This window comes from Janthinobacterium sp. GW822-FHT07H10 (genome assembly GCF_058798675.1).
In genome coordinates, this window is record NZ_JBXAKS010000002.1 from 216,876 (window position 1) to 241,938 (window position 25,063).

Consider the following 25,063-nt stretch of genomic DNA (forward strand, 5'->3'; position numbering starts at 1 on the left):
GTCAGGTATTGAGCCTGTCGTACAGCAGGCTGTCGAGCGCGCCCGTCAGCGTATTGCCTTCTTCATCGAGCAGCGTGTAATCCTGCTGGCTGTCGCCGAGCGATGCGCTGCCCTCGATGCCGCACACGAGCTGGTAGGTGGTGTCGTCGATCGCCAGCTTGATCATCGCCAGGACTTGCTGGCGATGGCCGTCGGCCAGTGCCAGCGCGTCGAGCATGGTGCCCAGCCGGGTTTGTCCCTGCCGGCCCTGCGCATACAGGGCCAGCAGCGAGGCATTGGATGCGCTGACATCATCGATGAACTTTTTCGCTTGCATGGGGACCTGGTCTTGAAGTGGCGCGGGCTGTCGGTCGCCGCCGGGGCGAAAACTCACAGCAGCACGGGCCGCAGGGCCGCCTGCAGCGCCACCTTGCCGAATGCCGCCGCATCGCACGCGCGCACCACGCCCAGGTAATACGTGTCCTCGCCGCCGTGCATGTTGACCAGGCGCAGCTGATGCGGCGCCAGGTGGGCGGCGATGGCGGCCAGGCCGTCGGCCATGGCGTCGCCATCGTGCTGGTCGGCCCAGGTGAAATCGCGCAGCGCGGGCAGGTCGATATGCCGGGCGATGCGCGGCACTTCATCGACCGCTTTCCAGTCCAGCGTGGTGCCGTGGCCTAGCACGTGGGCGGCCGTCGACCAGAGCAGGAAGAAACAGGCGGCTGCCGGCGTGTCGCCCTCGTATTCCTCTTCCGGGTCGTCTTCCGCCAGTTCTTCCAGCGTCACCTCCACGCAGCGCTGTGCCAGCGCCGCATCGCCCAGCAAGAGCAGCGCGGCCATGGCGCGCAGCTGTTCGCGGTCGGCTTGCGCGAGGATCTGCGCCGGCGTAAAGCTGTTGCGCGGCGGCGCTTTCTTCTTGCCCAGTCCCATGGCCTCGCTCAGCTGGGCCGTGATGGCCGCCTTGAAGTTGTCCACGGTGTCGAGCTGCTCCAGCAACTGGCCCGTGAAATCCATGGTCCACGCCATGCCATCCTTGACCACATATAGAAAATCGCTTTGCACGGCCACGCCGCGCAAATGGTGGGCGGGCGGGTACAGGGGCGTGAATGCCTGTTTTCCATCGGGCGTCAGCATGCACGCCAGCCCTTGCGCGTCGATGGCGAAGATCAGGTTCTTGCGCAGCCTGGGCGACGACGAGGTGGTGGCGCAATCGATGGCTTCATACCGGCACGGTGCCAGCAGCTCGCCCTTGGCGTTGGCCAGGCCGAACAGGTAGCGCCCGGCTATGCGCTGGCTGACGATGGCGATCTTCTTTTTCGTGCCGAAGTCCTGCACGGAGCTGTAGGCGGTCGGCAGCAGCACCTTGCCCGTGGCGTCGATCACGCCGCAGACATTGCGCTCGTCGTCATCCTTCGTCTGGCGTTCGATGTCGATATGGCCATCGTCGCGCTGGCCGATATTGTCCACGCCGTCGATCAGCAGCGCGCCATCGGGCAGGCGCAGCAGACGGCTGGTGCCGTCCGGCGCGATCTGCTGCAGCAGGTGGGGAGTGATCACGTACAGGGCGCCGGGGGCGGGCGGCAGTACCACCGTGCCGTTCAGGTCCAGCACGCCGTGCGCATCGGGCTGGGCGGCCGTGGCGTAGGTGATCCAGCCATCGTCCGCGTCGTGGCTGTCCAGCGCAACCGCGTTCAGCGACAGCGGCACGATCCAGCGGCCGTACGGCGTGACCATGCCCAGCAGTTCGGGCTGTCCGGCTTTGGCCACTTCGTAGCACAGCGCGTCCTCGATCCACTTGCGCACTTCCAGGCCCTGCAGGAAGGGCAGTTCGTCCGTGTCGAGTTCCTCGACATCGGCCAGCTGCGCGCTGGCGGACGCCGACCAGTAGCCGGTCGCGGGCGATGCGGCGCCGGCGGCCAGCAGCGGCGCCAGCGCTTCCCGGTCGCCGCGCAGCAGGGCCGAGTGCAACGCTTGCGCCTCGGCGCGCAGGGCCTCGAGCGCGGCCGCGTATGCCGGCGTGTCGATATCGTGCGGGATCAGCTGCACGCAATCGAGCACCAGCCACGGCTGGCCGCCGGCCAGCAGGGCGCCGATGGCGCTGCGCGCGACGATGGCGGCCGCGTCGCGCGGCTTGTCCATCAGCGCGGACAAGGCTTGCCAGCTGGCCTGCGCCTGCGCCATCGGCGCGGCCAGCACGCAGGCGCAGTCCTCGCCATCGCCGTAGACGGGCCAGGCGACGGCTTGTGCACCGTCGCCGATGAGCAGCTTGAACAGCATGGGCGTGTCCAGCCGCCATTCGGCCAGGCCGGTAATCGTGTCGGTGTCGAAATCGGCTTGGCCGGGCAGGACGGCGGTGCCGAACAGGGCTGCGGTATTGATCATGGATCTGTCTGAAAATGAAGGGTAGGAATGGTTCAGGGGGCGGGCGGCATGAGCCAGTGCGCGAGCGCGCCGCGATCGAGTCCCAGGCGTTGCGCCACGGCGGCCGCCTCGAAGGCCCACAGGCCGTAATAGCCGCCCAGGCCCTGCGCGCGAAGATGGCCGTTGAACCAGTCTTCCTGCACCAGCGCGCCGTGCCAGCTGGCCAGGTAGTCTTGCAGGTATTCCAGCTGCAGCGTTGCATCGTCCGCGCGCAGGCAGTCGTACAGGGCCGAGCAGGGTTCGGCGAAATACCACTCCTCGACGGCGGGACGCCGCGGATCGATGGCAGACAGCAGCGCCTCATACACGCCATCCTCGCCATCGAAGGCCGTTTGCAGCGCGGCCAGGCGCGCGGCCAGGTCGTGGCGGCCGAACAGCAGGCTGGCCCCCAGCAGTTGCAGGGTGCGCGCATAGTCGGTCAGCTGTTCGAAATCAAAGGCGGGCAAGGCGTCGTCATCGTAGGCTGCGGCCAGGGCCGCGCGCGCCGATTCGCAGGCGGCGATGGCAGCTTCCAGCGCCGTTTCCACCTCGGGCAAGGGCAAGCCTGCCGTGTAGCGCAGCGAAAACGCCTGGTACGCGGCGCTGGCGGCCGCACAGGCCCAGTAGCCGTCATCGCCGCCATCGTCCAGCGCCTGCGCCCGTGCATACGCTGCCAGCAGGGCGTCGAGGTAGGCCAGGTTGCGCGCGAAATCAAACGGAGTGCCGAACGGCGCGGGCGGCGCCTGGCGCGGCGTACAGTGCCACGGCGCGGAGGACGGCGCGCAGGCGTTGGCGCAGTCGCGCTGGATGGCCCAGTCGGCAAAGATTTGCCGCATATACAGCGCCGTCTCGTCGTCGTGGGCGATGGCCCCGGCGCCCACCATGGTCGTGCCCAGCAGGGTATAGCCGGGAAAGCGGCTGCTCTCGTAGGCGATGGTGGTGACGCTCTGGATGGCCTTGCCGTCGCTCAGGTCGCGCACGCGGAAGTACACGTCGTCCCAGCCCGCCAGCGGCATGCCCTGCCGGGCGGCGGGCACAGTGGTCCAGCCGCCATCGGCCTGTTCCGCATAGGCGTCGAGCAGTTCGTCGAGGCCGCCGGGCCGGTCGATGCGGTTATTGGCATCGTATTGCAGGCCCAGTGCGGCCGCGAACGCGGGCGCATGGCGGCCTTCGAAGACCAGGTATTGGGCGTTCAGGGTGCCGACCAGCAGGTCGCTGCGGCAGCCCGCCACGGTGACGGCTTGCGGCAGGCGGTACCAGTGGTAGCCCGGTATGCCGGCCATGGGGCCGCCTTCGGCCGCTTGCGGATTATCGCAGCGCAGCTGTTCCAGCCAGGTGTAGCGTTCGTGCCGCGCCGCTTCCGTGCCGCTGCCGCGGCCAGTCAGTTCGTCCAGCAGGGTGTCCAACAACATCATGCATCTATCCTAAAAATGGGCGTGGCAAGCTGCCGCCGCCACGCGGGTACCAGTGTCAGCGCCTCACGCGGGCGCTGTTTGCGCAAACGCAAACAGCGCGTCGAGCACGGCGTCCGGCTGCTCGGCCATCAATTCATGCCCGCTGTCGACCTGCACCACCTGGCCATGCGCGATGCCTGAGGTCAGCAGCCGGGTCGATTTGGGCGGCGTCATCATGTCGCGCGCGCCGAAAATGAATAAAGTCGGGCAGTGTACCGAAGCGGCGGCGATTTCGCCGTTCGCGTACGCATTGCAGGCATAAAAGTCCGTATGGAACACGTGCTGCGGGTTGATGGCGGCGATGCGCTGCTTCAGGCGCCGCGCGCCGCCCATGGCATAGAAGCCGGGGCCGGGGAACGACGGCTTTTGCGCGATCGACGAATGCGACCAGATATTGACCATGTCGATGGCCGCCTGTTCATCGTGCAGCGAGGTTTCCAGCAGCGCCGGCGACACCTTCATCGGGTAGGTCGAGCCGAGCATGGCCAGCCGGCTGACCCGCTGCGGCGCCTGGAAGGCCGCTTCCAGCGCGATCAATGAGCCCATGCTGTGGCCGGCCAGCATGGCCTTGTCTGCGCCGGCCGCGTCCAGCACGGCCAGTATCCAGCGCGCCAGTTCCTCGACGCTGGCTTTCGCCGCGCCCAGGCTGCGGCCATGGCCGGGCAGGTCGACGGCCAGCACGTTCCAGCCATGGTGGGCGAAATAGCGCGTCTGCAGGGCCCATACGGAATGGTCGTTCTGCGCGCCGTGGATGAAGACGGCCGTCGGCTGATTGGGGTCAAAAGCCTTGCCGCCCGTGTAGCAGTAGGCGACGGTATGGTCGATGGTGAACAGCATTTCAGGCGCCTTTCTGCGACAGTTTCAGGCCACGGGCCAGGTCTTCGATCAAATCGTCCGCGTCTTCCAGTCCCACGGACAGGCGCATGGTGCCCTGCGTGATGCCGGCCTGCGCCAGCTGCTCGTTGGGCACGCGGAAGTGCGTGGTGGAGGCGGGATGGATGACGAGCGACTTGGCGTCGCCCACGTTGGCCAGGTGCGAGAAGATTTTCAGGCTGTCGACGAAGCGCTGGCCGGCCGCGCGGTCGCCGCGCAGGCTGAAGGTGAAGACGGCGCCGGCGCCTTTCGGCAGCAGGGTCTTGGCCAGTGCGTAATCGGGATGCGAGGGCAGTTCGGGGTAGGACACGGACTCCACGGCGGGATTGGCCAGCAGGAAGTCGATCACCTTGCGCGTGTTGGCCACGTGGCGGTCCATGCGCAAGCCCAGGGTTTCCACGCCTTGCAGCACGGCGAAGGCGTTGTGCGGGCTCATGACGGCGCCGAAGTCGCGCAAGCCCTCGCGCCGCGCGCGCAGGGCGAACGGCGCCACCGTCGATTCCTCGGCGAAGACCATGCCGTGGAAGCCGTCATACGGTTCGCACAGTTCGGCAAAGCGGCCCGTCCTGTCGTAGGCCGCCTGCCAGTCGAAGGTGCCGCCGTCGACGAGCAAGCCGCCGATGGCCGTGCCATGGCCGCATAAAAATTTGGTGGCAGAGTGGAACACCAGGTCGGCGCCATGCTCGAAGGGACGCAGCAGATACGGCGTGGTGAAGGTGGAGTCGAGCATCAGCGGCAGATGATGCTCGTGCGCCAGCGCGGCGACCGTCGGGATGTCCAGCACGTCGAGGCCGGGATTGCCCAGGGTTTCCGCGAACAGCACCTTGGTGTTCGGACGGATCGCGGCGCGCCAGGCATCCGGATCGCGCGGATCGACGAACGTCGTCTCGATGCCGAAGCGTTTTAATGTATAGGACAGCAGGTTGTGCGAGCCGCCGTACAGGGCGCGCGAGGCGACGATGTGCGAGCCGGCGCCGGCGATGGTGGACAGGCCCAGGTGCATGGCGGCCTGGCCGCTGGCCGTGGCGATGCCGGCCACGCCGCCTTCGAGGGCGGCGATGCGCTCTTCCAGCACGGCATTGGTGGGATTCGAGATGCGCGAATACACATGGCCGGCGCGCTCCATGTTGAACAGCGAAGCCGCGTGATCCGAACTCTTGAAGGCAAACGAGGACGTGAAGTGGATCGGCGTGGCGCGCGCGCCCGTGGCCGGGTCGGGCGCGGCGCCCGCGTGCAGGGATAGGGTATCGAAACCGGGGTATTTCGGGCCGCTCATGGTGGTGTCTCCGCCAAATATTAGTGTGGCCAGATCGTACCCGGATTTGCCGCCGAGCAAAAGGGCATGCGTGCAGGGCGCATGGCGCCGTGCTGGCGGCTAAGCGGTGTAACTTGAAGTCGAAAAAAAGTGACCGGCGCGGGGCGGCGGTGGTAGCATATCGGGTCAGCGATATTCGGGTTGTTTCACCCTCGCGCGTGCGCCGCGCCGTGGGGAAGGCGGCTGCATGCAAGCGAAATCCTGGGCTTCAGGCGCACTCTCATTGCATGTTCACCAGGAAAGATTTTATGCCCGCACCATCGTTCGACGGCGCCCTCGCCGTACCCGGACCATCTGTCGCCGACGGCCTGTGCCACGCAGGCTGGGTCATGCAAGAGCATTTCATTCCTCCTGAACTCAGTCGCCAGCTGGCCGCCGAGTGCGTGCAATCCATGCTCAACGGCAACATGAAGGGCGCCGGCGTGGGCAGCGGCCACGCGCCCTTGCTGCAGCCGGATATCCGCGGCGACCATATCGAATGGCTGGAAGCGGGGCGTTCCGCCGCCTGCGACCGTTACCTCGAGCATATGGAAGCGCTGCGCCTGACCCTGAACCGCGAGCTGTTCCTGGGACTGGACGAGTATGAAAGCCATTTCGCCCTGTATGCGCCGGGCGCCTTTTACCGCGCCCATCTGGACCGTTTCCGCGACGACGACAAGCGCACCGTTTCCGTCGTGCTGTACCTCAACGATGACTGGCTGCCCGCGCACGGCGGCGCCCTGCGCCTGTACCCGCAGGGCGCGCCCGTGGTGGACGTGGCGCCGGTAGCGGGGCGCATGGCCATGTTCCTGTCGGGCGAGATGCTGCACGAGGTGCTGCCGACGGCGCGGGAGCGCCTGTCGATAGCCGGCTGGTTCCGCCGCCGCGCGTGACGCAATGTTGCGCGCAATCCCCCTCGATTTGATTGTGCGCAAGGCTGGATTTTTCCGCAGGCATAGGCTACAGTCGCAGTAAGGGCTTAGAATAACTAAAATACCAATCACGCGGACAGGACGGCCAATATGAAAGTATCTGAAATTCTCCAAGTCAAGGGCAATATTCTCTACACGGTCACGCCTGACCAGCCCCTGCTTGACGCGGCCAATACCATGGCTGAAAAAGACATCGGTTCGCTGGTGGTCATGGAATTTGGCGACCTGGTCGGCATGCTGACCTTCCGCGAAGTGTTGAACGCGCTGCACGAAAACGCGGGCCAGATCGGCGGCGGCACCGTGCGCAAGCACATGGATGACCACCCGATCACCGTCACTCCCGATACGGAAGTGAACGAAGTGCGCCGCATCATGCTGGAAAAGCACGCGCGCTACCTGCCCGTGATGAACGCCAAGACCTTGCTGGGCGTCATCTCCTTCTACGACGTGGCGCGCGCCGTGCTGGAAGCGCAAAGCTTTGAAAACCAGATGCTCAAGGCGTATATCCGCGACTGGCCGGCCGAAACCACCGACTGAATTCATTCCTTGCAGTTAAAGCAACGCCGGCATCGCCGGCGTTTTGCATTCCAGGGGCAAGATACGGCGTTTACGCCGCGCCCTGCAGCGCCTCATTGTTCAGCCAGCTGCCCAGCGCCGCAGCCGTCATGGGACGGGCAAACAGGAAGCCTTGCGCCATCGGGCAGCCCAGCGCCTGCAAGATCTGCGCCTGGCGCTCGTCTTCCACGCCTTCCGCGATGACGGCCAGGCCCAGGTTGCGGCCCAGCTGTATCACCATCTCGGCGATGCTGCTGCCGCGCGCGGAGCCCGTGATTTCCGTGACGAAGGCGCGGTCGATCTTCAGACGGTCGACCTGCAGGCGCTGCAGGTAGGACAGCGACGAGAAGCCCGTGCCGAAGTCGTCGATGGCGATGCTCACGCCCGTCTGCTTGATCTGCCACAACATCTTGATCAATAAATCCGGCTCTTCCATGGCCATCGATTCCGTGATTTCCAGCTCGATGAATTCGGGCGGCGCCTGCGTCTCTTCCAGCGCCGCGCGCAGCATTTCCAGGAACAGCGGATGGCGGAATTGCACTTGCGACACGTTGACGGACATGACGAAGTTGCGGTGGCCCTGTTCGCGCAGCAGCACCAGTTCGCGGCAGGCCGTGCGCAGCACCCATTCGCCGAGGTCGATGATGATGCCCGAATACTCGGCGATGGGGATGAAGCGGTCGGGCGAGATGAACTTGCCGTCCGGCGTCTGCCAGCGCAGCAGCGCTTCCGCGCCGACGGGGCGGCGCGTGGTCAGGTCGATCTGCGGCTGGTACACGACAAACAGCTGACCCTGGCTGAAGGCCGTGCGCAGCGCGTGCATCATGCGCACGCGTTCGCGGATTTCGATGCCCATGCTGCGCGAGAAATAGAAGTGCCCGGCCCGCTGCTGGCTTTTCGCCCGCTTCAGGGCGATGTCGGCATCCTTCAGCGCGTCCGCGCCCGTGCCCGCATGTTCGCCCAGGCGCACCAGGCCCAGGGTGGCGGACAGTTGCACGTCCTGGCCGTCGATGCAGAACGGCGCCTGGAACAGGGCCAGGATGTTGGCGGGATTGACTTGCGACGAGTCGCCGAGCACGCAGAAGATGTCGCCGCCCAGGCGCGCCACGGTCAGCTGCGACCCCAGTTCCGTTTGCAGGCGGCCCGCCACGGCGACGAGCAGCAGGTCGCCGAACTGGTGGCCCAGCGCATCGTTGGTTTCGGCAAAGTGGTCGAGGTCGACCAGCGACAGGGTGGCGTCGTCGCGCGCGGGGCCGGCCAGGGTGGCGTCGAGGATTTCCACCAGGCGCGTGCGGTTGGGCAGTTTCGACAGGTTGTCGTAGAAGGCCGCGTTATGCAGGTGCGACACGAGCTCGACATTGTCCAGGCCGACGGCGACATTGCTGCAGAATACTTCCAGCAGACTTTCATCGATGGCCGAGAGGGGGCGCGGCAGCAGCAGGTAGGCGGCCGCGTCGCGGCTCGACTTGCCGGCGAAGTACAGGGTGGCGTAATCGTGCGCGTACACATTGCGCCGCTGTGCCAGCGTGTGTTCGATGGCGGCCATCACGCGTGGGTTTTGCAGGCCGCACAGGGCGCTGTGCGGCAGGCCGGAAAAGCTGCCCGTGCAGGCCGAGACGAGCAATTCCTTGGCGCCGCTGTCGAGCAGTTCCTGCACGCACAGCACGCCGTCGGCGCGGATGCCCAGCAGGTCGGCGATCTGCGCCAGCACGCCGGCCGAGAAATTCTGCACGCCATGCAGGGCCATCAGCTGCGTGCTGGCGTGCACGATCTGGTCCAGGCCGCGCCGGCTGCTGCTGATCGAGCGGATCTGTTCGTACGAGCGGATGGCGGCCGTCACCGTGGTAAACAGTTTGATGCGCGTCAATTCCGACTTGGTCTTGTAGTCGTTGATGTCGAAATCGCGGATGGCGTCGATTTCTGGCGCATAGCCAGGCTGGCCCGTGCGCAGGATGATGCGCACGTCCGTCATCTTCAGGGTTTCGCGGATGTAGCGCACCAGGTGCAGGCCGGCGTCGTCCTGTTCCATCACCACGTCGAGCAGGATGACGGCGATGTCGTTCTCGTGCTTGAGCAGTTCGCGCGCCTGGCCGGCCGAGTAGGCATGCACGAATTCCAGCGGACGGTGCTGCATTTCCAGGTTGCCCAGCGCGAAAGTGGTGGTGGAGTGGACGTCTTCATCGTCGTCGATGATCATCACCCGCCAGACGCTGCGCGGCGCGGCGGCCAGCGGCAGCGCTGGTTGCTCATCGAGAAATACCAGGTCGTCGTGATCGTCCTTGTTGGCGTCAAGGGGGATGATCGGTGCGGGCATGTATAGCTTCTCCTGGATGACTCAGTACGGAATGTGAGCACATCAGAAATGTCCATGGCGTTGTTGCGCTGCCTCGCCGTACTCGCGTACTGACTTCGGCAGCGCGCCTAGCCCTGGGCATTTCTGATGCACTCAGGGGCAGCCAAAACAGCACTCAATTGCCGTGGCGCTTTGCCTCGCCGTACTCGCGTACTCTCTTTGGCAACGACGCCTGGCCCTGGGCATTTTGTGACGCGCTCTCGGCGCTGCACAAATCTGGTTTGGCAACCAGTATTGTGTAGCGCGCTTTGATCCAAGTATATAGCTATTTAATAAGCAAAATGTTTTTTTAAGCCTATTCTGTGGGGCAATATTTATTGTTTTGCATGATTGCAACTCATATCTGGCATTTTTCATACGAAAAAAAACGCGGGATTTAAAAATGGCAATTCCTGCGCGGCAAATGGCGGCAGCGAGGGCGGACAGGCGCGCGAATATCGGGCGCTGGCGTGGCATTAGCGGCATGGCATGCCCCGCGGCTGGTAGAATTGAGTTTTCCAGTCCTCACATCTCCCTACTATGTCCGGCAACTCTTTTGGCAAGCTGTTTACTGTTACCACTTTCGGCGAATCGCATGGCCCGGCCATCGGTTGCGTGATCGACGGCTGTCCGCCGGGCCTGGTCCTGTCGGAATCCGATATCCAGCCCGAGCTGGACCGCCGCAAACCGGGCACTTCGCGCCACGTGACGCAGCGCCAGGAATCGGATACGGTGGAAATCCTCTCCGGCGTGTACCAGGGCGTGACGACGGGCACGCCCATCGCGCTGCTGATCCGCAATGAAGACCAGCGCAGCAAGGATTACGGCAATATCGCGGAAAGCTTCCGTCCCGGCCACGCCGATTACACCTACTGGCATAAATACGGCGTGCGCGACCCGCGCGGCGGCGGACGCTCGTCGGCGCGCCTGACGGCGCCCGTCGTGGGCGCGGCGGCGATCGCCAAGAAATGGCTGCTGCAGCAGTACGGCACCACGTTCAAGGGCTGCATGAGCCAGCTGGGCGACATTGCCGTGCCGTTCCAGTCGTGGGAACACGTGCATGCGAACCCCTTCTTTGCCGCCAGCGCCGACGCGGACCTGATCGCGCGCATGGAAGACGCCATGGACCAGCTGCGCCGCGACGGCGATTCGATCGGCGCGCGCATCGACGTGATCGCGCAAAACGTGCCCGTCGGCCTGGGCCAGCCCATCTACGACAAGCTCGACGCCGACATCGCCTACGCCATGATGGGCATCAATGCCGTCAAGGGCGTGGAAATCGGCGCCGGCTTCGATTCGGTGGCGCAAAAGGGCTCGGAACACGGCGATGAACTGACGCCCGAAGGTTTCATCGGCAATAACGCCGGCGGCGTGCTCGGCGGCATCTCGACGGGGCAGGATATCAGCGTGTCGATCGCCATCAAGCCGACGTCGTCGATCCGCACGCCGCGCCGCTCGATCGATAAAGAGGGCAATCCCGTGATGGTGGAAACGTTCGGCCGCCACGACCCCTGCGTGGGCATCCGCGCCACGCCGATCGCCGAAGCCATGCTGGCGCTGGTGCTGATCGACCACGCCCTGATGCACCGCGCGCAATGCGGCGATGTCAGCGTGGGTACGCCGAAGCTGAAGTAAGTGAGGGTTGTCGGATCGCGGGCCTGCGGCCCTGATCCGACCTACGACCCATGCCATGCAGGTCGGCTTAGCGTGTAGGTCGGATTAGCGCTTGCGCGTAATCCGACACCATTGTCGGCGTTTCCTGTCACGCCACCTTGTTTGCCACCAGCTCGAGTTGGTGGCGCATCTCCACCGACTGCACCAGCAACGCCCGGATATCGTTGATCAGGTTGAATTCCGTCTGGTTCAGCTGGATCGGCGGGAAGCTGTCGTCCCAGTCGCCGTACAGGAATCCCGTCGGGTGGCCGTTGGCCGACAGCGGCAGCACGACGAAGCTGCGCGCTTCCGACAGCGTGGCCTTCCACCATTGTGGCAGCTTGGCGGCGAATTTCGGGTCGCGCGCATTGTCGATGAAGATCACGCGGTCGCTATTGAGGGCCGCGTGGAAGACGTTCGGTTCATACGTGTCGCCAAACACCATCAAATCCTGCAGGTCGGCCATGCCTTCGCCCATGCTGATGCGCGCCGAGTACAAGTGATCCTTGTGGTTGCGCACGAACGCCACCGAGCGCGAAAAATCAAAGCCCTGGTGCAGCGTTTCCAGCGCCATCGAGACCATTTGCCCGGGACTGGCGCTGCCGATGGCGCCGCGCAGGTCGGCCAGGCCGCTGATCAGCACGCGGTTGCCCTCGGCGCGCATGCGCGTGGACGCCAGCTGGCGCGCGCGCCGTTCGGCCGGCTTCGACAGCGGCGCGATCGACAGGTCGGCCGCCGCCATCATCTTCGCCTTGTCCACCGCCACGCCCAGGTCGTTGGCGGCGATGCCCAGGGTGCCCGCATAATTGTCGATCAGCGCGTGCACCTGGGCCGCGCCGGCCGCATCGTCATGCCACAGCGAGTCGGCGCAGCGCGCCGCCATCGTCGACAGGCCCGCCATCCAGTCGGCGCCGCTGACGGGGGAATTGTCGGGCGACGGATCCATCGGGCGCATGCCGTTGATCAGGTGCTGCGGCAAGCCCCAGTGGGCGGCCGTGGCATAGCCCACTTCCGGCAGCGACAGGCCGAGGATCTCGCGCGCGGCGGCCGCCTCGTTGCCGGGCCCGGCGTGCGCCTGCATGCGGGCCCAGAAGTCCGTCATGTAGAACGTCACCATCATGCGGCCCAGGGTGTGCAGCATCGAGCAGACGACGGCCTGTTCGGCCTGCAGGCTGCCGGCGCTGGTGGCCACCTGCTGCGCCACCATGCCGGCCAGCACGGCCTTTTCCATTTCCACGTGGGCGCTGACGGAGTCCGGCGAGGCCTGCGACAGTTCCTCGATCAGTTTCAGGCCCAGCGCCAGGTGGCCGATGGCGTCGATGCCGAGCACCAGCACGGCTTTCGATACCGTGTTGACCCGCTGGCCGAAGGCCGAATACATGCCGCTGTTGGCCAGGCGCAGCACCTTGTGCGTGAGGACAGGGTCCGACAGCACCGTTTGCGTGATGTCGAATTCGTGGTCATCCTCGCCGCGCATGGCGCCGAGGATGGCGCTGATGGCCTTGGCGAAGCCGGGCATGTCGCCCTGCTGGCGCGTGCGCGCCCACAGCAGTTCCAGGGTGTTTTTGCCGAGCTGGGTCGGCGCCGTGAAATGGCCAGGGTTCATTGCACACCTCCGCGCAGCTCATTGGCAGACGGCGTGGGCACCAGCGCCGCATAGGTTTTGTCGCTCAAGGCCGATAGCGCCGCGTGGGCCGGCATCGGTTTGCCCGTCAGGTAGCCTTGCACATAGTGGCAGCCGCGCGATTCCATGAAGTGCATCTGCTCCTCCGTTTCCACGCCCTCGGCCACCACGGACAAATTCAAATGCTTGGCCAGGTCGAGAATCGTGTTGCAGATGGCCGCATCCTTGCTCGATTCCGGCAAATCCTTGATGAAGGTGCGGTCGATCTTCAGCACGGAAATGGGGAAGCGCTTCAGGTAGGCCAGCGAGGAATAGCCGGTGCCGAAATCGTCGATGGCGATGCGCGCGCGGCGCTCCGTCATCTTGCCGAGGATGGTTTCCGCGTGCACGGGATCGATCATCAGCGTGCCTTCCGTGATTTCCAGCACCAGGTGTTCGCCGGAGAGGCCCGAAAAGGCGATGGCGTCGTCCAGCACGTCAAGGAATTTGTCGTTGCGGAACTGGCGCGGACTGATATTGACGGAGATGTACAGCGCCCGCTTGGCCACTTCCTGGAACTGCTTGAGCTGCACGCAGGCCGCCTTCAGGGCCCAGGCGCCCAGCAGGTTGATCAGGCCATTCGCCTCGGCGATGGGGATGAAGCGCACGGGCGGCACCAGTCCCAGGGTGGGGTGCTTCCAGCGCATCAGGGTTTCAAAGCCCTGGATCTGGCGCGTGTGGGCGTCGACGATGGGCTGGTAGAAGAGCAGGAATTCTCCTTCGCGCACGGCGTGGAACATGGCCGCTTCCAGCGAGATATCGTGTTCCGACGGGCCATTCAGGCGCGGGCTGTAGACCAGGCAGCGGGCCTTGCCCGTTTCCTTGGCGCGCGACATGGCCGCATCGGCCAGCGCCACCAGCCGCACTTCGTCTTCCGCGTGCAGCGGATAGATCGCCACGCCGACGGATGCGCCAATGTAAATCGTGTGGCCATCGACCTCGAACGGCGCCTGCAGGGTGGCCAGCAGGCGGCCCGTCACCAGCTTGATCTGCGCATCGGTGGCGCTGCCGGGCAGCACGGCGACGAATTCATCGCCGCCCACGCGCGCCAGGGTGTCGCTGTCGCGCAGGGTCTTGCGCAGGCGCGCGGCGGCCAGGCGCAGCACGGCGTCGCCGACCGGGTGGCCGAGGCCATCGTTGACCTTCTTGAAGCCATCGAGGCCGATGGTGGCGACGGAAAAGCCCTGGCCCGAGCGCGCGGCCTGGGCGATCACCATGCGGATGCGGTCCGACAGCAGCAGGCGGTTCGGCAAGCCGGTCAGGGCATCGTGCGTGGCCATGTGGCGCAGCCGTTCTTCCGTACTGTGCTGGGCCGAGGTGTCGCGCCCGACCACCAGCAATTCGGCGACGCCGGCCGCGTTCATATAGGAAGACAGGCGCAGTTCGAACCAGATTTCCTGGTCCGGCGTTTGCAGCCGCACTTCCAGGCGTCCCGGTTCGGCCAGGGCGTCTTCCAGTGCCGCTTGCAGCGCGGCGCGCGACGCTTCGGCCGCCAGCGGCAGCAGCAAATGGCCGCCCAGGCCATTGGCCGCGCCGAACAGGGTGGCCGCGCGTTTGCTGGCGAACAGGATCAGGCCGTCCGCATCGAGCCGGAACACGACGTCGCCTGCCTCTTCCATGAGGTTGTCCAACTCGTGGCGAGCCTCGCGGTGGGCGGCGGATGGGGTACTGGAAAACATCGTGCTGGCTTTTACCTTCTTTGTCAGTGCCGGCTTCCGGCGCATTGCCGGGAGCCAACGGGAGTAGTGCGTAGGGCAGCTTGCCGCAATAGCAGGCTAGAGTGACTATGGGAACGCGATCCACACGAAATGTATCATTGAAAAGCACCCGAATACATGAAATAGAGCAACATTGCTTCAGGTTTTATAAATAATCCTGTCTTCCCTGAAAAAATCAGGAAGCTTTTTGCGTGGCCCCGTTTCACCCCTCATCGCACCGCTGCGGCGCGCTTGCCCCGCCCGCGCGTTTGCGCTAGTCTGGCTGGCAGACGGATGCACGGTGCGCCAGCGGCGGCGAGGGCGCCATGATAACAAATCGCGGGAGACAGCCATGAATGCCTTTGACACGCATGAAGTTTTCAACCAGGCGACGCCGTTCGAGAACGTCAACCTGTTCGCCTGCGATCCGGCGCTGATCGAGGCGCTGCTGCGCGAGGGCGGCGGCGCCGCGCTGCAGGAACTCGATGCGCTGGGCGAAAGGCTGGGCCGCGCCGAGACGATCGCGCTGGCGCGCCTGGCGAATATCCATACGCCGGAACTGCAGCAGTTCGACCGCGCCGGGCGCCGCATCGACGAAGTGCTGTTCCACCCGGCCTGGCATGAGCTGATGGCCATCCTCGTCGGCGCCGGCGCGCATGCCTCGCCATGGGCCGCGCCCGGTCCGGGCGCCCAGGTGGCGCGCGCGGCCGCCTATCTATTAGTGGGGCAGCTGGAAAACGGCACGCAATGTCCGGTGACGATGACGTATGCCTCGGTGCCGGCCCTGCGCCAGGCCCTTGATCTGCCGCAAATTGCCGAGCGCTGGCTGCCGAAGATATTGTCGCGCCACTACGACCCCCGCTCGCTGCCCGTGGAGCAGAAGCGCGGCGCCCTGGTCGGCATGGGCATGACGGAAAAGCAGGGCGGCTCCGACGTGCGCAGCAACACGACGCGGGCCACGCGCGTGCCGCCGGCCGAGGCGCGCACCCTGTTTGGCGGGCAGGCGGACGGCGCCTGGCGCATCGTCGGCCATAAATGGTTTTTTTCGGCGCCGCAAAGCGATGCCCATCTGATCCTGGCGCAGGCGGACGAGGAGGGGCTGTCGTGCTTTTTCCTGCCGCGCTTCCTGCCCGATGGCAGCCGCAACGCCATCCGCGTGCAGCGCCTGAAGGACAAGCTGGGCAACCGCTCGAATGCGTCGTCGGAAGTGGAGTTCGCCAACGCCTACGGCTGGCTGGTGGGCCAGCCGGGGCGGGGGATCCCCACGATACTGGAAATGGCCAGCCACACGCGCCTCGATTGCGTGCTGGGCAGCACCGGCATCATGCGCGCCGCCTTGAGCCAGGCGCTGCACCATGCGCGCCAGCGGGCCGCGTTCGGCAAGCCGCTCGTCGAGCAGCCGCTGATGCAGAACGTGCTGGCCGACCTGGCGCTGGAATCGGAAGCGGCCACCGCGTTCGCGCTGCGCCTGGCACGTTGCTTCGATGAAAAGGACGATCCGCAGCAAGCCATGCTGGCGCGCGTGCTGACGCCGGCCGGCAAGTACTGGATCTGCAAGCGTGGCCCCGGCTTCGGCGCGGAAGCCATGGAAGTGCTGGGCGGCACCGGCTACGTGGAAGACGCGCCGCTGGCGCGCCTGTACCGCGAGCTGCCCGTCAACTCGATCTGGGAAGGCTCGGGCAACGTCATGTGCCTCGATGTCTTGCGCGCGTTCGGCAAGTCGCCGGCCGCGCGCGATGCCCTGGCGGCCGAGCTGGCGCTGGCCGGCGATGACGATGCCACGTTCGCCGGCTACCGCGCGCGCCTGCTGGCCGACCTGGACGGGGCGCAAACGGATGAATTTGGCGCCAGGCGGCTGGCCGAACGCATCGTGCTGGCCGTGCAGGGCGGCTTGCTGCTGCGCCACGCGCCGCCATTTGTCGCACAAGCCTTCCTGGGCTCGCGCCTGGCGCAGGCGCCGGGCGGCGCGTATGGCCGCTTGCCGGCCGGCACCGATTGCGCAGCCATCCTGGCGCGCGCGCTGCGCGAGTATTGAGGAGGGCGGGGCAGGACGCCGCACTGGCCCCGCGCGGCGCGGAAAGCGGATTTTTGTATGCAATGTCGAAAATTCCGGCCACAGGCGGGCTGTGGGCTGGGATAATGCTGGAATCCATCATTTTATCGACGCACAGCGCGTTTGCGGCCATGCATGCCGCCGCGCCAGAGAGTAGAGAAAGAAAAATAACATGAAACAAGATCCACGCTTCCCCAATCTGTTCATTACCGACCATCCCTTGATCCAGCACAAGCTGAGCCACATGCGCGAGCACGATACGTCGACGCGCACCTTCCGCGAGTTGCTCAAGGAGATCACCTTGCTGATGGGCTATGAAATCACGCGCGACTTGCCGCTGACGACGCGCGAAATCAAGACGCCGCTGGTGACCATCGACGCGCCCGTCATTGCGGGCAAGAAACTGGCCATCGTGCCCATCCTGCGCGCCGGCATCGGCATGAGCGATGGCCTGCTGAACCTGGTGCCGTCGGCGCGCGTGGGCCACATCGGCGTGTACCGCGACCCGGCCACCCACATGCCCGTGGAATACCTGGTGCGCCTGCCGGACTTGAACGAGCGCACCTTCATCCTGTGCGATCCGATGGTGGCGACCGGCAATTCGGCCGTGTACGCCGTCGACGTGCTGAAGAAACGCGGCGTGACCGACGAGCAGATCATCTTCCTGGCACTGGTGGCCGCACCGGAAGGCGTCACCGTGTTCCAGAACGCGCACCCGAATGTCAAGATGTTCTGCGCCGCGCTCGATTCGCACCTCGACGACCACGCCTACATCGTGCCGGGCCTGGGCGACGCCGGCGACCGTATCTTCGGTACCAAGTAAGCGTTTTCAGGCGAGTATCGCGATGGCAACCTTGATCGACCCGGATTTTCGCGCCCGTTTGCGCGCCTTGAACGACAAATATGCGGCTAGCGTGCCAGCTCTGATGCAAACGATTGCCCAAGCGCAAGCACGTTGCGATGGCGAGGGGCCGCGCCTGGATCCGCTGACGGAGCTGCACCGTGCGCTGCACGCGGTGGCCGGCTCGGCCGCCACCTTTGGTTTCGCCGCGCTGGGCCAGGAATGCCGGCGCATCGAGCAGCTGGTGCGCGTGCTGCTCAACGAGCCGGGGCCGGTGCTGACCGAGTGGCCGGTGCTGAGCGCGCAGGTGGGGGCGCTATTGCGCTGGGCGGAGAGCGATGCGGCCGCCACCCACTTCACTGCCTGAACGACCGCGTCATAGTGGGTGTGGTTGCAATGATTCATTTGATACAACGCAAAGCCCCCGCGTCGTAGATTAGGATATAGTGTGTCCATGCCGCTGGTACAGGGCGCCGCAAGACGGGGATTTGGCTATCAAAGTAGTGTTCGCAAGTTTATTTTGCGAAAGAATGGTTTTTCTCAGTTTTGTTGGTATAATTGGGCATCGTTGGATTCGAGGTAGTAGTGCAGTTTGTCTGTCATTTCTTTCTTGCTTCAAACGATATAACGGGCGCAAGCCCAACTTAACTGAAATAGGAAATTGTAATGGCAACTGGCATCGTAAAATGGTTCAATGATTCGAAGGGTTTCGGCTTTATTACCCCTGACGAAGGCGGCGAAGATCTGTTCGCTCACTTCTCGGCTATCCAGTCGAACGGCTTCAAGTCCCTGCAAGAGAACCAACGCGTTTCTTTTGAAGTGACCGCTGGCCCTAAAGGCAAGCAAGCTTCGAACATTCAGCCAATCTAATACGCTGGATCAAACGAAATAAAGAAATCCTCGGTCTCCGAGGATTTTTTTTCGCCTGAATTTCCGTAAGGCATGGGTTTTATGTGTTTTACGGGGACATTTTGCCCGTGCGCAGCCATTTGTCGGGCGGCTGCGCTGCAGCGTCGGGCGGGCAGGTCGGCCTGGCGCTTATGCGTATGCCGGCCGGCCCGCATTTCCCTGTCGTCACTGGGCTGGGAGGCGTCGGCTTAGGCTGTGCCATGCCGACCTGCGCCGCTGCTTGTTGCCGCTTTGTCTCATTGCTGGCGGGCAGGCCTGCCTGGTCAGCGCAAGCCTCTAAGTCGAGCTCTACGGCTTTTCCCGCTGACGTCTCGGCGCCGGACAAAGCCGTCGCGAGAGGAAGACAGGGGGGGGGCGAGAAGCGCAACGTAGTAAAGACCGGTGAGCATCGCCGGCCGCCTATGCCGATGCGCAGCAGGTTTGGTCTCGCATCCTCAGAAAGCCGGTTCGCGCCAGTAATCGGGTTGCGAGTACGCATGCCGCAAAAAATCCACGAATGCCCGTATGCGCAGCGGCAAATGGCGGCGCTGGGCAAACACGGCGTAAATGTCGTTGCCCGGCGCGGCGAACTGGTCCAGTACCGTCACCAGCTGGCCAGAAGCGATCTCGGCACCCACTTCCCACATCGAGCGCCACGCCAGTCCCTTGCCCGCCAGCGCCCAGTCGTGCAGCACTTCGCCATCGTTGCACACCATGTTGCCTGCCACCTTTAAAATCACATTCTTGCCGTTTTCGCGGAAGGTCCAGCCGCGCTGGCTGCCTTCGCTGCTGATCGCCAGGCAATTGTGTTTCGCCAGGTCGGCCGGGATGCGCGGCGTGCCCGCCCGTTTCAGGTAGGCGGGCGAGCCGACCAGCACGCGCTGGTTGTCGGCCAGCTTGGTGCTCACGAGCGAGGAATCGGACAGGCTGGCGATGCGGATGGCCACGTCGATGCCTTCGCCGATCAGGTCGACGAGGCGGTCGTTCAGGTTCAGCGATACCGTCACGTCGCGGTGCTCGGCCACGAACGAGGGGATCAGCGGCGCCACGTGCTGGCGGCCGAAGCCGGCTGGCGCGGAAATGAGCAGATGGCCGCTGGCTTTCACGCTGCGCTCGGCCACGGCCGCTTCCGCCTCTTGCAGCTCGCCGAGGATGCGCTGGCAATCCTCGAGGAAGGCGGCACCTTCATTCGTCAGCGCCAGCTTGCGCGTCGTGCGCTGCAGCAATTTGACGCCCAGACGCTGTTCCAGGGCATCGAGGCGGCGCCCTATCATGGCCGGGGCGATGCCTTCCGCGCGCGCGGCGGCCGACAGGCTGCCCTTGGCGACGACTTCCACGAACGTCGATATTTGTCTGAACTGGCCCATGCTGTGTTCTCGTTATGTCGTAACTTGTGATAAAAACGCATAGATGAAGTGATTTTTAATCTCGTTTCCATGCCTTATAGTGCAATACTATAGAACAAAAGCGCCGCCCGGCAGAGTGTTTTCGCGTCTCTGTCCAGCTTGCCCGCACAGTCGTTCGGCTTATACTTGGATCACCAGATTACCTTTGCTTATATTTACTAAAAACCGGAGAACGTCATGACGCAGAGCACAATCCCCCTTCCCGAAGGCATGCAAATCACGGGCGCCATCGCCCCCGGCTACGAACAGATCCTGACGCCCGATGCGCTGGCGCTGGTGGCCAAGCTGACGCGCGCGTTCGAGCCGCGCCGCCAGGAATTGCTGGCCGTGCGCGTGGAGCGCGCCAAGCGTCTCGATGCAGGCGAGCGTCCCGATTTCCTGCCAGAAACCGCACACATCCGCGACGGCGACTGGAAGATTGCGCCCATCCCGAAGGCGCTGGAATGCCGCCGTGTGGAAATTACCGGTCCCGTCGAGCGCAAGATGGTCATCAACGCGTTCAATTCCGGCGCCGACAGCTACATGACGGACTTCGAGGATTCGAACACGCCGAACTGGGACAACCAGCTGACGGGCCAGATCAATATGTTTGACGCCGTGCGCAAGACGATTTCGCTCGAGCAAAATGGCAAGTCGTACAAGCTGAACGACAAGATCGCTACCCTGGTCGTGCGTCCGCGCGGCTGGCACCTCGATGAAAAACACGTGCTGGTCGATGGCAAGCGCATTTCGGGCGGCATCTTCGATTTCGCCCTGTTCATGTTCCATAACGCCAAGGAGCAACTGGCGCGCGGTGCCGGCCCGTATTTCTACCTGCCGAAGATGGAATCGCACCTGGAAGCGCGCCTGTGGAACGACATCTTCGTCATGACGCAAAATGAGCTGGGCTTGCCACAGGGCACGATCAAGGCCACCGTGCTGATCGAAACCATCCTCGCCGCCTTCGAAATGGATGAAATCCTGTACGAACTGAAGGAGCACAGCTCGGGCCTGAACGCGGGCCGCTGGGATTACATCTTCTCGTGCATCAAGAAATTCAAGCTGGACAAGGATTTCTGCCTGGCCGACCGCGCCAAGGTCACCATGACGGCGCCGTTCATGCGCGCCTACGCCTTGCTGCTGCTGAAAACCTGCCACAAGCGCGGCGCACCGGCCATCGGCGGCATGGCGGCCTTGATCCCGATCAAGAATGATCCGGAAAAGAACGACATCGCCATGGGCGGCGTGCGCAACGACAAGGCGCGCGATGCCACCGACGGCTACGACGGCGGCTGGGTCGCCCATCCTGGCCTGGTGGAACTGGCCATGGGCGAGTTCACGAAAGTGCTGGGCGACAAGCCGAACCAGATCGAAAAGCAGCGTCCCGACATCGACGTCAAGGCGTCGGACTTGCTGAATTTCCAGCCGGAAGCGCCGATCACGGAAGCGGGCTTGCGCTACAACATCAACGTGGGCATCCACTACCTGGGCAGCTGGCTGGCCGGCAATGGTTGCGTGCCTATCCACAATCTGATGGAAGACGCGGCCACGGCCGAGATCAGCCGCTCGCAAGTGTGGCAGTGGATCCGTTCGAGCAAGGGCGTGCTGGAAGATGGCCGCAAGGTGACGGCCGAGATGGTGCGCGCCATGATTCCGGAGGAGCTGGCGAAGGTGCAGCGCGATGCGCCAGGCGGCGACGGCCCGACTTACGTGCGCGCCGGCCAGATTTTCGAGGAAATGTCGACGTCGGAGTCGTTTGCTGAATTCCTGACCCTGCCGCTGTACGAAGAAATCTGATCCTGATCAAGAGCTATGTAAAAAAATCCCGGCAGATGCTTTTGGCGCTGCCGGGATTTTTGTATTGATGTATGCGCGCCTGACAAGACCGTCGCGACGTGCGGCAGGTTTGCTCAGGTGTCCTCAGAAATTATTCTTCCACATGCGCAGTGCGGCAAACGCTTCCACCGGCGAGGCGTCGGCGGCCAGCTTGCCTTCCACCTTCAGGCTGGTCAGGATGGCCGGTTCGCGGTAGCGCAGGAAGGGGTTCGTTGCTTTCTCCAGTGCAATGGTCGACGGCACGGTGGCCAGGCCTTGCTGGCGCTTTTCCGTGTCGATGGCGACGCGCTCCTGCAGGGCCAGGTTGCCCGGCTCGACGGCGCTGGCGAAGCGCAGATTGGACAAGGTGTACTCATGCGCGCAAAATACCTCGGTATCGTCGGGCAGGGCGGCCAGCTTGCCCAGCGAATCGGCCATCTGGCCCGGCGTGCCTTCGAACAGGCGGCCGCAGCCGCCGGCAAACAGCGTGTCGCCGGAAAACAGCCATGGGGCGCCACCGCGCTCGTCGCGCTGGCGCACATAGGCGATATGGCCCTTGGTGTGGCCGGGCACGTCGATGACCGTCAGCTGCAAGCCCAGTTCGGGCACATAGGCGACATCGCCTTCGGCAAGCGGTTCCGTGATGGCTGTGATAGCCTCATTGCGTGGGCCGAAGACGGGCACGGCGAAATGCTGCAACAATTCAGGTACGCCGCCCGTGTGGTCGGCATGGTGGTGCGTGAGTAAAATGGCGGACAGGGTCAACTGATGGGTTTTAAGCGCATCGAGGATGGCCATCGCATCGCCGGGGTCGACGACGGCGGCATGGCGGCCGTCATGGATCAGCCACAGGTAGTTGTCGGCAAAGGCGGGCACGGCAAGTACCGATAAAGCGTGTTCAGGGGAATGGGTCATGAGTCAAAGAGAAAACTGAATGGACAGTGTGGCATCCGAAAAATCCATTATAGCGCTTGACGGCTGGCTGCAGACGCCGGCAGGTCTGTACGTGCGCGCCTGGGAGCAGCAATGCCTCGACAGCCTGACGGTCGACATCTTCGGTTTTAACGCGGTGCAGATCGGCTTGCCCCAGCTCGACGCGCTGGCCGCCAGCCGCATGCCGAACAAATGGCTGCTCGATTCGCGGCTGCCGTCGCGCCCGCCGCAAGAGAGCCGTTTGACCCTGGTGGCCGCTTTCGACGAGCTGCCGTTCGACTCGCAAAGCCTGGACCTGGTGGTGCTGCCGCACGTGCTCGAGTTTGCCGCCGAGCCGCACCAGGTTCTGCGCGAAGTCGAGCGCGTGCTGATACCGGAAGGGCGCGTGATCGTCTGCGGCTTCAATCCGGCCAGCCTGTGGGGCGCGCGCCAGGGCTTGAGCCGCGTGACGGGCCGCCATTACCTGCCGCAGGCGGGCGAGCTGATCTCTATGCCGCGCATGAAAGACTGGTTAAAATTGCTGAATATGGGCGTCAGCCAAAGCCATTTCGGCTGCTACGCGCCCGCCTGCAAGACGGAAAAATGGCTGCGCCGCAACGCCTTCATGGACAAGGCCGGTGCGCGCTGGTGGCCATATCTGGGCGCAGTGTATATAGTGCAGGCGATCAAGCGCGTCAAAGGGATGCGTTTGATCGGTCCGGCGTGGACCAAGAAACCGGCGACGGCGCCCGCAGGCGCACCGGTCACGAATAAAAGGCGGGAACAGCAAGATGGATAAGGTAGAAATTTACGCCGATGGCGCATGCAAGGGCAATCCCGGCACGGGCGGCTGGGGCGCGCTGATGGTCGCCGATGGCGCCAAGAAAGAAATTTACGGCGGGGAACTGAATACGACGAATAACCGCATGGAATTGAAGGCCGTGATCGAAGCCTTGACGGCGCTCAAACGCCCCTGCCAGGTCGTGATGTATACCGATAGCCAGTATGTCCAGAAGGGCATCAGCGAATGGATCCACGGCTGGAAGGCGCGCGGCTGGAAAACCGCAGCCAAGGCGCCCGTGAAAAACGTCGACCTGTGGCAGGCGCTGGACACGGCCCAGGCCGTCCACGAAGTGGAATGGCGCTGGGTGCGCGGCCACAATGGCCATCCGGGCAATGAGCGGGCCGATGCGCTGGCCAACCTGGGCGTGGAAACCGTGCGTGCCTGAGAACGTCTTGCCAAACCTGCTGCGCGCCTGTGATGCTCACCGTAGCTGCGTACGGTTGCGCTTCTCGACCGCAAATCACTGCCGCTTGCGACGGTTTGTAGGACGTTCAAGCACACTGTGGTTCGATTACGATACGCAGGTTTGTTATACTGTGCGCTTCGCTTTTTGCTTTTAAGACTGAATCCCCCATGCGTCAAATTGTTCTCGATACTGAAACCACCGGCCTGAACCCACGTACGGGCGACCGCATCCTGGAGATCGGGGGGGTCGAGATGAACAACCGCATGTTGACGGGGAATAATTTCCACCATTACATCAATCCCGAGCGCGATTCGGAAGAGGGTGCGCTGGCCGTCCACGGCTTGACGACCGAATTTCTGAGCGACAAACCGAAATTCGCGGAAATCGCCGAGGAATTCCGTGCCTATATCGCCGGCGCCGAACTGATCATCCATAACGCGCCGTTCGATATCGGCTTCCTCAACGCCGAATTCAAGCGTCTGAACCTGCCGCCCGTCCACGAGCAAGTGCATGGCGTGATCGATACCCTGGTGCAGGCGAAGGAAATGCATCCGGGCAAGCGCAATTCGCTCGACGCCCTGTGCGACCGCTACGGCGTCTCGAACGCCCACCGCAAGCTGCACGGCGCGTTGCTCGACTCGGAATTGCTGGCCGACGTCTACCTGGCCATGACGCGCGGGCAAAACAGCCTCAGCATGGAAGAGGAAGTGGAAGTGGCGGCCGACGGCGCCGCCCTGGAAATCGTGCCTCTGGCCGAAGTCATCTTCCAGAGCGCCAGCGCCGACGAACTGGCCGCCCACGAAGCCACCATCGCCGGCCTGGACAAGGCCGCGAAAGGCCAGTGCATCTGGACCGCCGTCACGGCGCCGCCAGCAGTCGCCTGAGAAAAATGTGGGCCGCGACAAATTTCCTGCCGCCAGCCCTTGCAGATGCCGCAACACCTATGCGATAATTCGCCTCGCTTCGGGAGGTTAGCTCAGGGGTAGAGCACTGCATTCACACTGCAGGGGTCGCAAGTTCGAAACTTGCACTTCCCACCAGAATTCGTAATGAAATCAAGTAGTTACATGAAAGCCCTCTATTAAAA

At 64.1% G+C, this 25,063-nt stretch carries 21 protein-coding genes and 1 tRNA gene; 12 read left to right on the forward strand and 10 right to left on the reverse strand.

Annotation, left to right across the window (positions count from 1 at the left end; translation table 11 throughout):
- Position 1 precedes the first annotated feature (1 nt).
- The 5 genes from AC1RDJ_RS05040 to AC1RDJ_RS05060 form a co-directional block, all read right to left on the reverse strand.
- Positions 2–316 carry a hypothetical protein gene (locus tag AC1RDJ_RS05040; protein ID WP_493026704.1) on the reverse strand — a complete coding sequence of 105 codons (315 nt, stop codon included), beginning with the start codon at positions 314–316 and terminating at the stop codon, positions 2–4.
- A 53-nt stretch (positions 317–369) separates the two neighbouring features.
- Complete coding sequence (locus AC1RDJ_RS05045; RefSeq protein ID WP_493026706.1) at positions 370–2,361, reverse strand: DUF6630 family protein; 1,992 nt, start codon at positions 2,359–2,361, stop codon at positions 370–372.
- Positions 2,362–2,393: 32 nt separating this feature from the next.
- A complete protein-coding gene (locus AC1RDJ_RS05050) occupies positions 2,394–3,794 on the reverse strand; it encodes a PoNe immunity protein domain-containing protein (protein ID WP_493026708.1) in 1,401 nt (466 codons plus the stop codon).
- A 63-nt stretch (positions 3,795–3,857) separates the two neighbouring features.
- Positions 3,858–4,670, reverse strand: coding sequence for an alpha/beta fold hydrolase (locus AC1RDJ_RS05055; RefSeq protein WP_493026709.1), 813 nt, complete (start codon positions 4,668–4,670; stop codon positions 3,858–3,860).
- Position 4,671: 1 nt separating this feature from the next.
- Positions 4,672–5,982 carry an O-acetylhomoserine aminocarboxypropyltransferase gene (locus AC1RDJ_RS05060; protein ID WP_493026710.1) on the reverse strand — a complete coding sequence of 437 codons (1,311 nt, stop codon included), beginning with the start codon at positions 5,980–5,982 and terminating at the stop codon, positions 4,672–4,674.
- 287 nt (positions 5,983–6,269) lie between these two features.
- Here AC1RDJ_RS05060 and AC1RDJ_RS05065 point away from each other — a divergent pair, with 287 nt between their 5' ends.
- Positions 6,270–6,893: a 2OG-Fe(II) oxygenase gene (locus tag AC1RDJ_RS05065; protein WP_493026712.1), complete on the forward strand. Its 624-nt coding sequence runs from the start codon at positions 6,270–6,272 to the stop codon at positions 6,891–6,893.
- A gap of 129 nt (positions 6,894–7,022) precedes the next feature.
- Positions 7,023–7,469 (forward strand): CBS domain-containing protein, encoded by a 447-nt coding sequence (locus AC1RDJ_RS05070; protein WP_010398828.1) that lies wholly within the window; start codon positions 7,023–7,025, stop codon positions 7,467–7,469.
- A 70-nt stretch (positions 7,470–7,539) separates the two neighbouring features.
- Here the strand turns inward: AC1RDJ_RS05070 and AC1RDJ_RS05075 are convergent, their stop codons facing one another.
- Positions 7,540–9,801, reverse strand: coding sequence for a GGDEF/EAL domain-containing response regulator (locus tag AC1RDJ_RS05075; RefSeq protein WP_071323309.1), 2,262 nt, complete (start codon positions 9,799–9,801; stop codon positions 7,540–7,542).
- 558 nt (positions 9,802–10,359) lie between these two features.
- Here AC1RDJ_RS05075 and aroC point away from each other — a divergent pair.
- The gene (aroC, locus tag AC1RDJ_RS05080; RefSeq protein ID WP_493026715.1) at positions 10,360–11,454 is read left to right on the forward strand and encodes a chorismate synthase; all 1,095 of its coding nucleotides are present in this window, start codon (positions 10,360–10,362) and stop codon (positions 11,452–11,454) included.
- A 127-nt stretch (positions 11,455–11,581) separates the two neighbouring features.
- On the opposite strand, the gene AC1RDJ_RS05085 is transcribed toward aroC, so the two are convergent.
- Both AC1RDJ_RS05085 and AC1RDJ_RS05090 read right to left on the reverse strand, forming a co-directional pair.
- On the reverse strand, positions 11,582–13,078 hold the full coding sequence (locus AC1RDJ_RS05085) for an HDOD domain-containing protein (RefSeq protein WP_071323311.1): 1,497 nt from the start codon (positions 13,076–13,078) through the stop codon (positions 11,582–11,584).
- A complete protein-coding gene (locus AC1RDJ_RS05090) occupies positions 13,075–14,754 on the reverse strand; it encodes a putative bifunctional diguanylate cyclase/phosphodiesterase (RefSeq protein ID WP_493026716.1) in 1,680 nt (559 codons plus the stop codon). Before AC1RDJ_RS05090 ends, AC1RDJ_RS05085 begins: the two co-directional genes overlap by 4 nt.
- A gap of 430 nt (positions 14,755–15,184) precedes the next feature.
- On the opposite strand from AC1RDJ_RS05090, the gene AC1RDJ_RS05095 reads away from it, so the two are divergent.
- The 4 genes from AC1RDJ_RS05095 to AC1RDJ_RS05110 all read left to right on the forward strand — a co-directional run bounded on the left by AC1RDJ_RS05095 (position 15,185) and on the right by AC1RDJ_RS05110 (position 18,596).
- Complete coding sequence (locus AC1RDJ_RS05095) at positions 15,185–16,867, forward strand: isovaleryl-CoA dehydrogenase (protein ID WP_493026718.1); 1,683 nt, start codon at positions 15,185–15,187, stop codon at positions 16,865–16,867.
- A 190-nt stretch (positions 16,868–17,057) separates the two neighbouring features.
- Complete coding sequence (gene upp, locus AC1RDJ_RS05100) at positions 17,058–17,708, forward strand: uracil phosphoribosyltransferase (protein ID WP_046682928.1); 651 nt, start codon at positions 17,058–17,060, stop codon at positions 17,706–17,708.
- Between the two features lie 22 nt (positions 17,709–17,730).
- Positions 17,731–18,093, forward strand: a complete 363-nt coding sequence (locus tag AC1RDJ_RS05105; RefSeq protein WP_493026720.1) for an Hpt domain-containing protein — start codon at positions 17,731–17,733, stop codon at positions 18,091–18,093.
- A 299-nt stretch (positions 18,094–18,392) separates the two neighbouring features.
- Positions 18,393–18,596, forward strand: a complete 204-nt coding sequence (locus AC1RDJ_RS05110; protein ID WP_010398811.1) for a cold-shock protein — start codon at positions 18,393–18,395, stop codon at positions 18,594–18,596.
- 473 nt (positions 18,597–19,069) lie between these two features.
- On the opposite strand, the gene AC1RDJ_RS05115 is transcribed toward AC1RDJ_RS05110, so the two are convergent.
- Positions 19,070–19,981 (reverse strand): LysR family transcriptional regulator, encoded by a 912-nt coding sequence (locus AC1RDJ_RS05115; protein ID WP_493026722.1) that lies wholly within the window; start codon positions 19,979–19,981, stop codon positions 19,070–19,072.
- A gap of 216 nt (positions 19,982–20,197) precedes the next feature.
- Between AC1RDJ_RS05115 and aceB the strand changes: the two genes are divergently transcribed.
- Entirely contained in the window at positions 20,198–21,796 is a 1,599-nt protein-coding gene (aceB, locus tag AC1RDJ_RS05120) for a malate synthase A (protein ID WP_071323316.1), read from the forward strand.
- Positions 21,797–21,919: 123 nt separating this feature from the next.
- Here aceB and gloB read toward each other — a convergent pair whose 3' ends face one another.
- Positions 21,920–22,729, reverse strand: coding sequence for a hydroxyacylglutathione hydrolase (gloB, locus tag AC1RDJ_RS05125; protein WP_493026723.1), 810 nt, complete (start codon positions 22,727–22,729; stop codon positions 21,920–21,922).
- Between the two features lie 19 nt (positions 22,730–22,748).
- Between gloB and AC1RDJ_RS05130 the strand changes: the two genes are divergently transcribed.
- From AC1RDJ_RS05130 to AC1RDJ_RS05145, 4 genes are all read left to right on the forward strand, one after another.
- Positions 22,749–23,525: a class I SAM-dependent methyltransferase gene (locus AC1RDJ_RS05130; RefSeq protein ID WP_071323318.1), complete on the forward strand. Its 777-nt coding sequence runs from the start codon at positions 22,749–22,751 to the stop codon at positions 23,523–23,525.
- On the forward strand, positions 23,518–23,955 hold the full coding sequence (rnhA, locus tag AC1RDJ_RS05135) for a ribonuclease HI (RefSeq protein WP_071323319.1): 438 nt from the start codon (positions 23,518–23,520) through the stop codon (positions 23,953–23,955). The genes AC1RDJ_RS05130 and rnhA overlap by 8 nt, the downstream gene beginning before the upstream one ends.
- Before the next feature lie 188 nt (positions 23,956–24,143).
- Entirely contained in the window at positions 24,144–24,860 is a 717-nt protein-coding gene (gene dnaQ, locus AC1RDJ_RS05140) for a DNA polymerase III subunit epsilon (protein ID WP_493026725.1), read from the forward strand.
- A gap of 81 nt (positions 24,861–24,941) precedes the next feature.
- Positions 24,942–25,016, forward strand: a tRNA-Val gene (locus AC1RDJ_RS05145).
- Positions 25,017–25,063 lie beyond the last annotated feature (47 nt).

Excerpts from the sequence above, each read along its gene's own strand:
- AC1RDJ_RS05085 (WP_071323311.1), bottom strand. The coding sequence starts at position 13,078 with ATGAACCCTGGCCATTTCACGGCGCCGACCCAGCTCGGCAAAAACACC.
- AC1RDJ_RS05105 (WP_493026720.1), top strand. The coding sequence starts at position 17,731 with ATGGCAACCTTGATCGACCCGGATTTTCGCGCCCGTTTGCGCGCCTTG.
- dnaQ (WP_493026725.1), top strand. The coding sequence starts at position 24,144 with ATGCGTCAAATTGTTCTCGATACTGAAACCACCGGCCTGAACCCACGT.
- rnhA (WP_071323319.1), top strand. The coding sequence starts at position 23,518 with ATGGATAAGGTAGAAATTTACGCCGATGGCGCATGCAAGGGCAATCCC.
- AC1RDJ_RS05075 (WP_071323309.1), bottom strand. The coding sequence starts at position 9,801 with ATGCCCGCACCGATCATCCCCCTTGACGCCAACAAGGACGATCACGAC.
- AC1RDJ_RS05115 (WP_493026722.1), bottom strand. The coding sequence starts at position 19,981 with ATGGGCCAGTTCAGACAAATATCGACGTTCGTGGAAGTCGTCGCCAAG.
- aceB (WP_071323316.1), top strand. The coding sequence starts at position 20,198 with ATGACGCAGAGCACAATCCCCCTTCCCGAAGGCATGCAAATCACGGGC.
- upp (WP_046682928.1), top strand. The coding sequence starts at position 17,058 with ATGAAACAAGATCCACGCTTCCCCAATCTGTTCATTACCGACCATCCC.
- AC1RDJ_RS05090 (WP_493026716.1), bottom strand. The coding sequence starts at position 14,754 with ATGGAAGAGGCAGGCGACGTCGTGTTCCGGCTCGATGCGGACGGCCTG.
- aroC (WP_493026715.1), top strand. The coding sequence starts at position 10,360 with ATGTCCGGCAACTCTTTTGGCAAGCTGTTTACTGTTACCACTTTCGGC.
- AC1RDJ_RS05095 (WP_493026718.1), top strand. The coding sequence starts at position 15,185 with ATGAATGCCTTTGACACGCATGAAGTTTTCAACCAGGCGACGCCGTTC.
- AC1RDJ_RS05040 (WP_493026704.1), bottom strand. The coding sequence starts at position 316 with ATGCAAGCGAAAAAGTTCATCGATGATGTCAGCGCATCCAATGCCTCG.
- AC1RDJ_RS05060 (WP_493026710.1), bottom strand. The coding sequence starts at position 5,982 with ATGAGCGGCCCGAAATACCCCGGTTTCGATACCCTATCCCTGCACGCG.
- AC1RDJ_RS05070 (WP_010398828.1), top strand. The coding sequence starts at position 7,023 with ATGAAAGTATCTGAAATTCTCCAAGTCAAGGGCAATATTCTCTACACG.
- AC1RDJ_RS05065 (WP_493026712.1), top strand. The coding sequence starts at position 6,270 with ATGCCCGCACCATCGTTCGACGGCGCCCTCGCCGTACCCGGACCATCT.
- AC1RDJ_RS05055 (WP_493026709.1), bottom strand. The coding sequence starts at position 4,670 with ATGCTGTTCACCATCGACCATACCGTCGCCTACTGCTACACGGGCGGC.
- AC1RDJ_RS05130 (WP_071323318.1), top strand. The coding sequence starts at position 22,749 with ATGGACAGTGTGGCATCCGAAAAATCCATTATAGCGCTTGACGGCTGG.
- AC1RDJ_RS05050 (WP_493026708.1), bottom strand. The coding sequence starts at position 3,794 with ATGATGTTGTTGGACACCCTGCTGGACGAACTGACTGGCCGCGGCAGC.
- AC1RDJ_RS05110 (WP_010398811.1), top strand. The coding sequence starts at position 18,393 with ATGGCAACTGGCATCGTAAAATGGTTCAATGATTCGAAGGGTTTCGGC.
- AC1RDJ_RS05045 (WP_493026706.1), bottom strand. The coding sequence starts at position 2,361 with ATGATCAATACCGCAGCCCTGTTCGGCACCGCCGTCCTGCCCGGCCAA.
- gloB (WP_493026723.1), bottom strand. The coding sequence starts at position 22,729 with ATGACCCATTCCCCTGAACACGCTTTATCGGTACTTGCCGTGCCCGCC.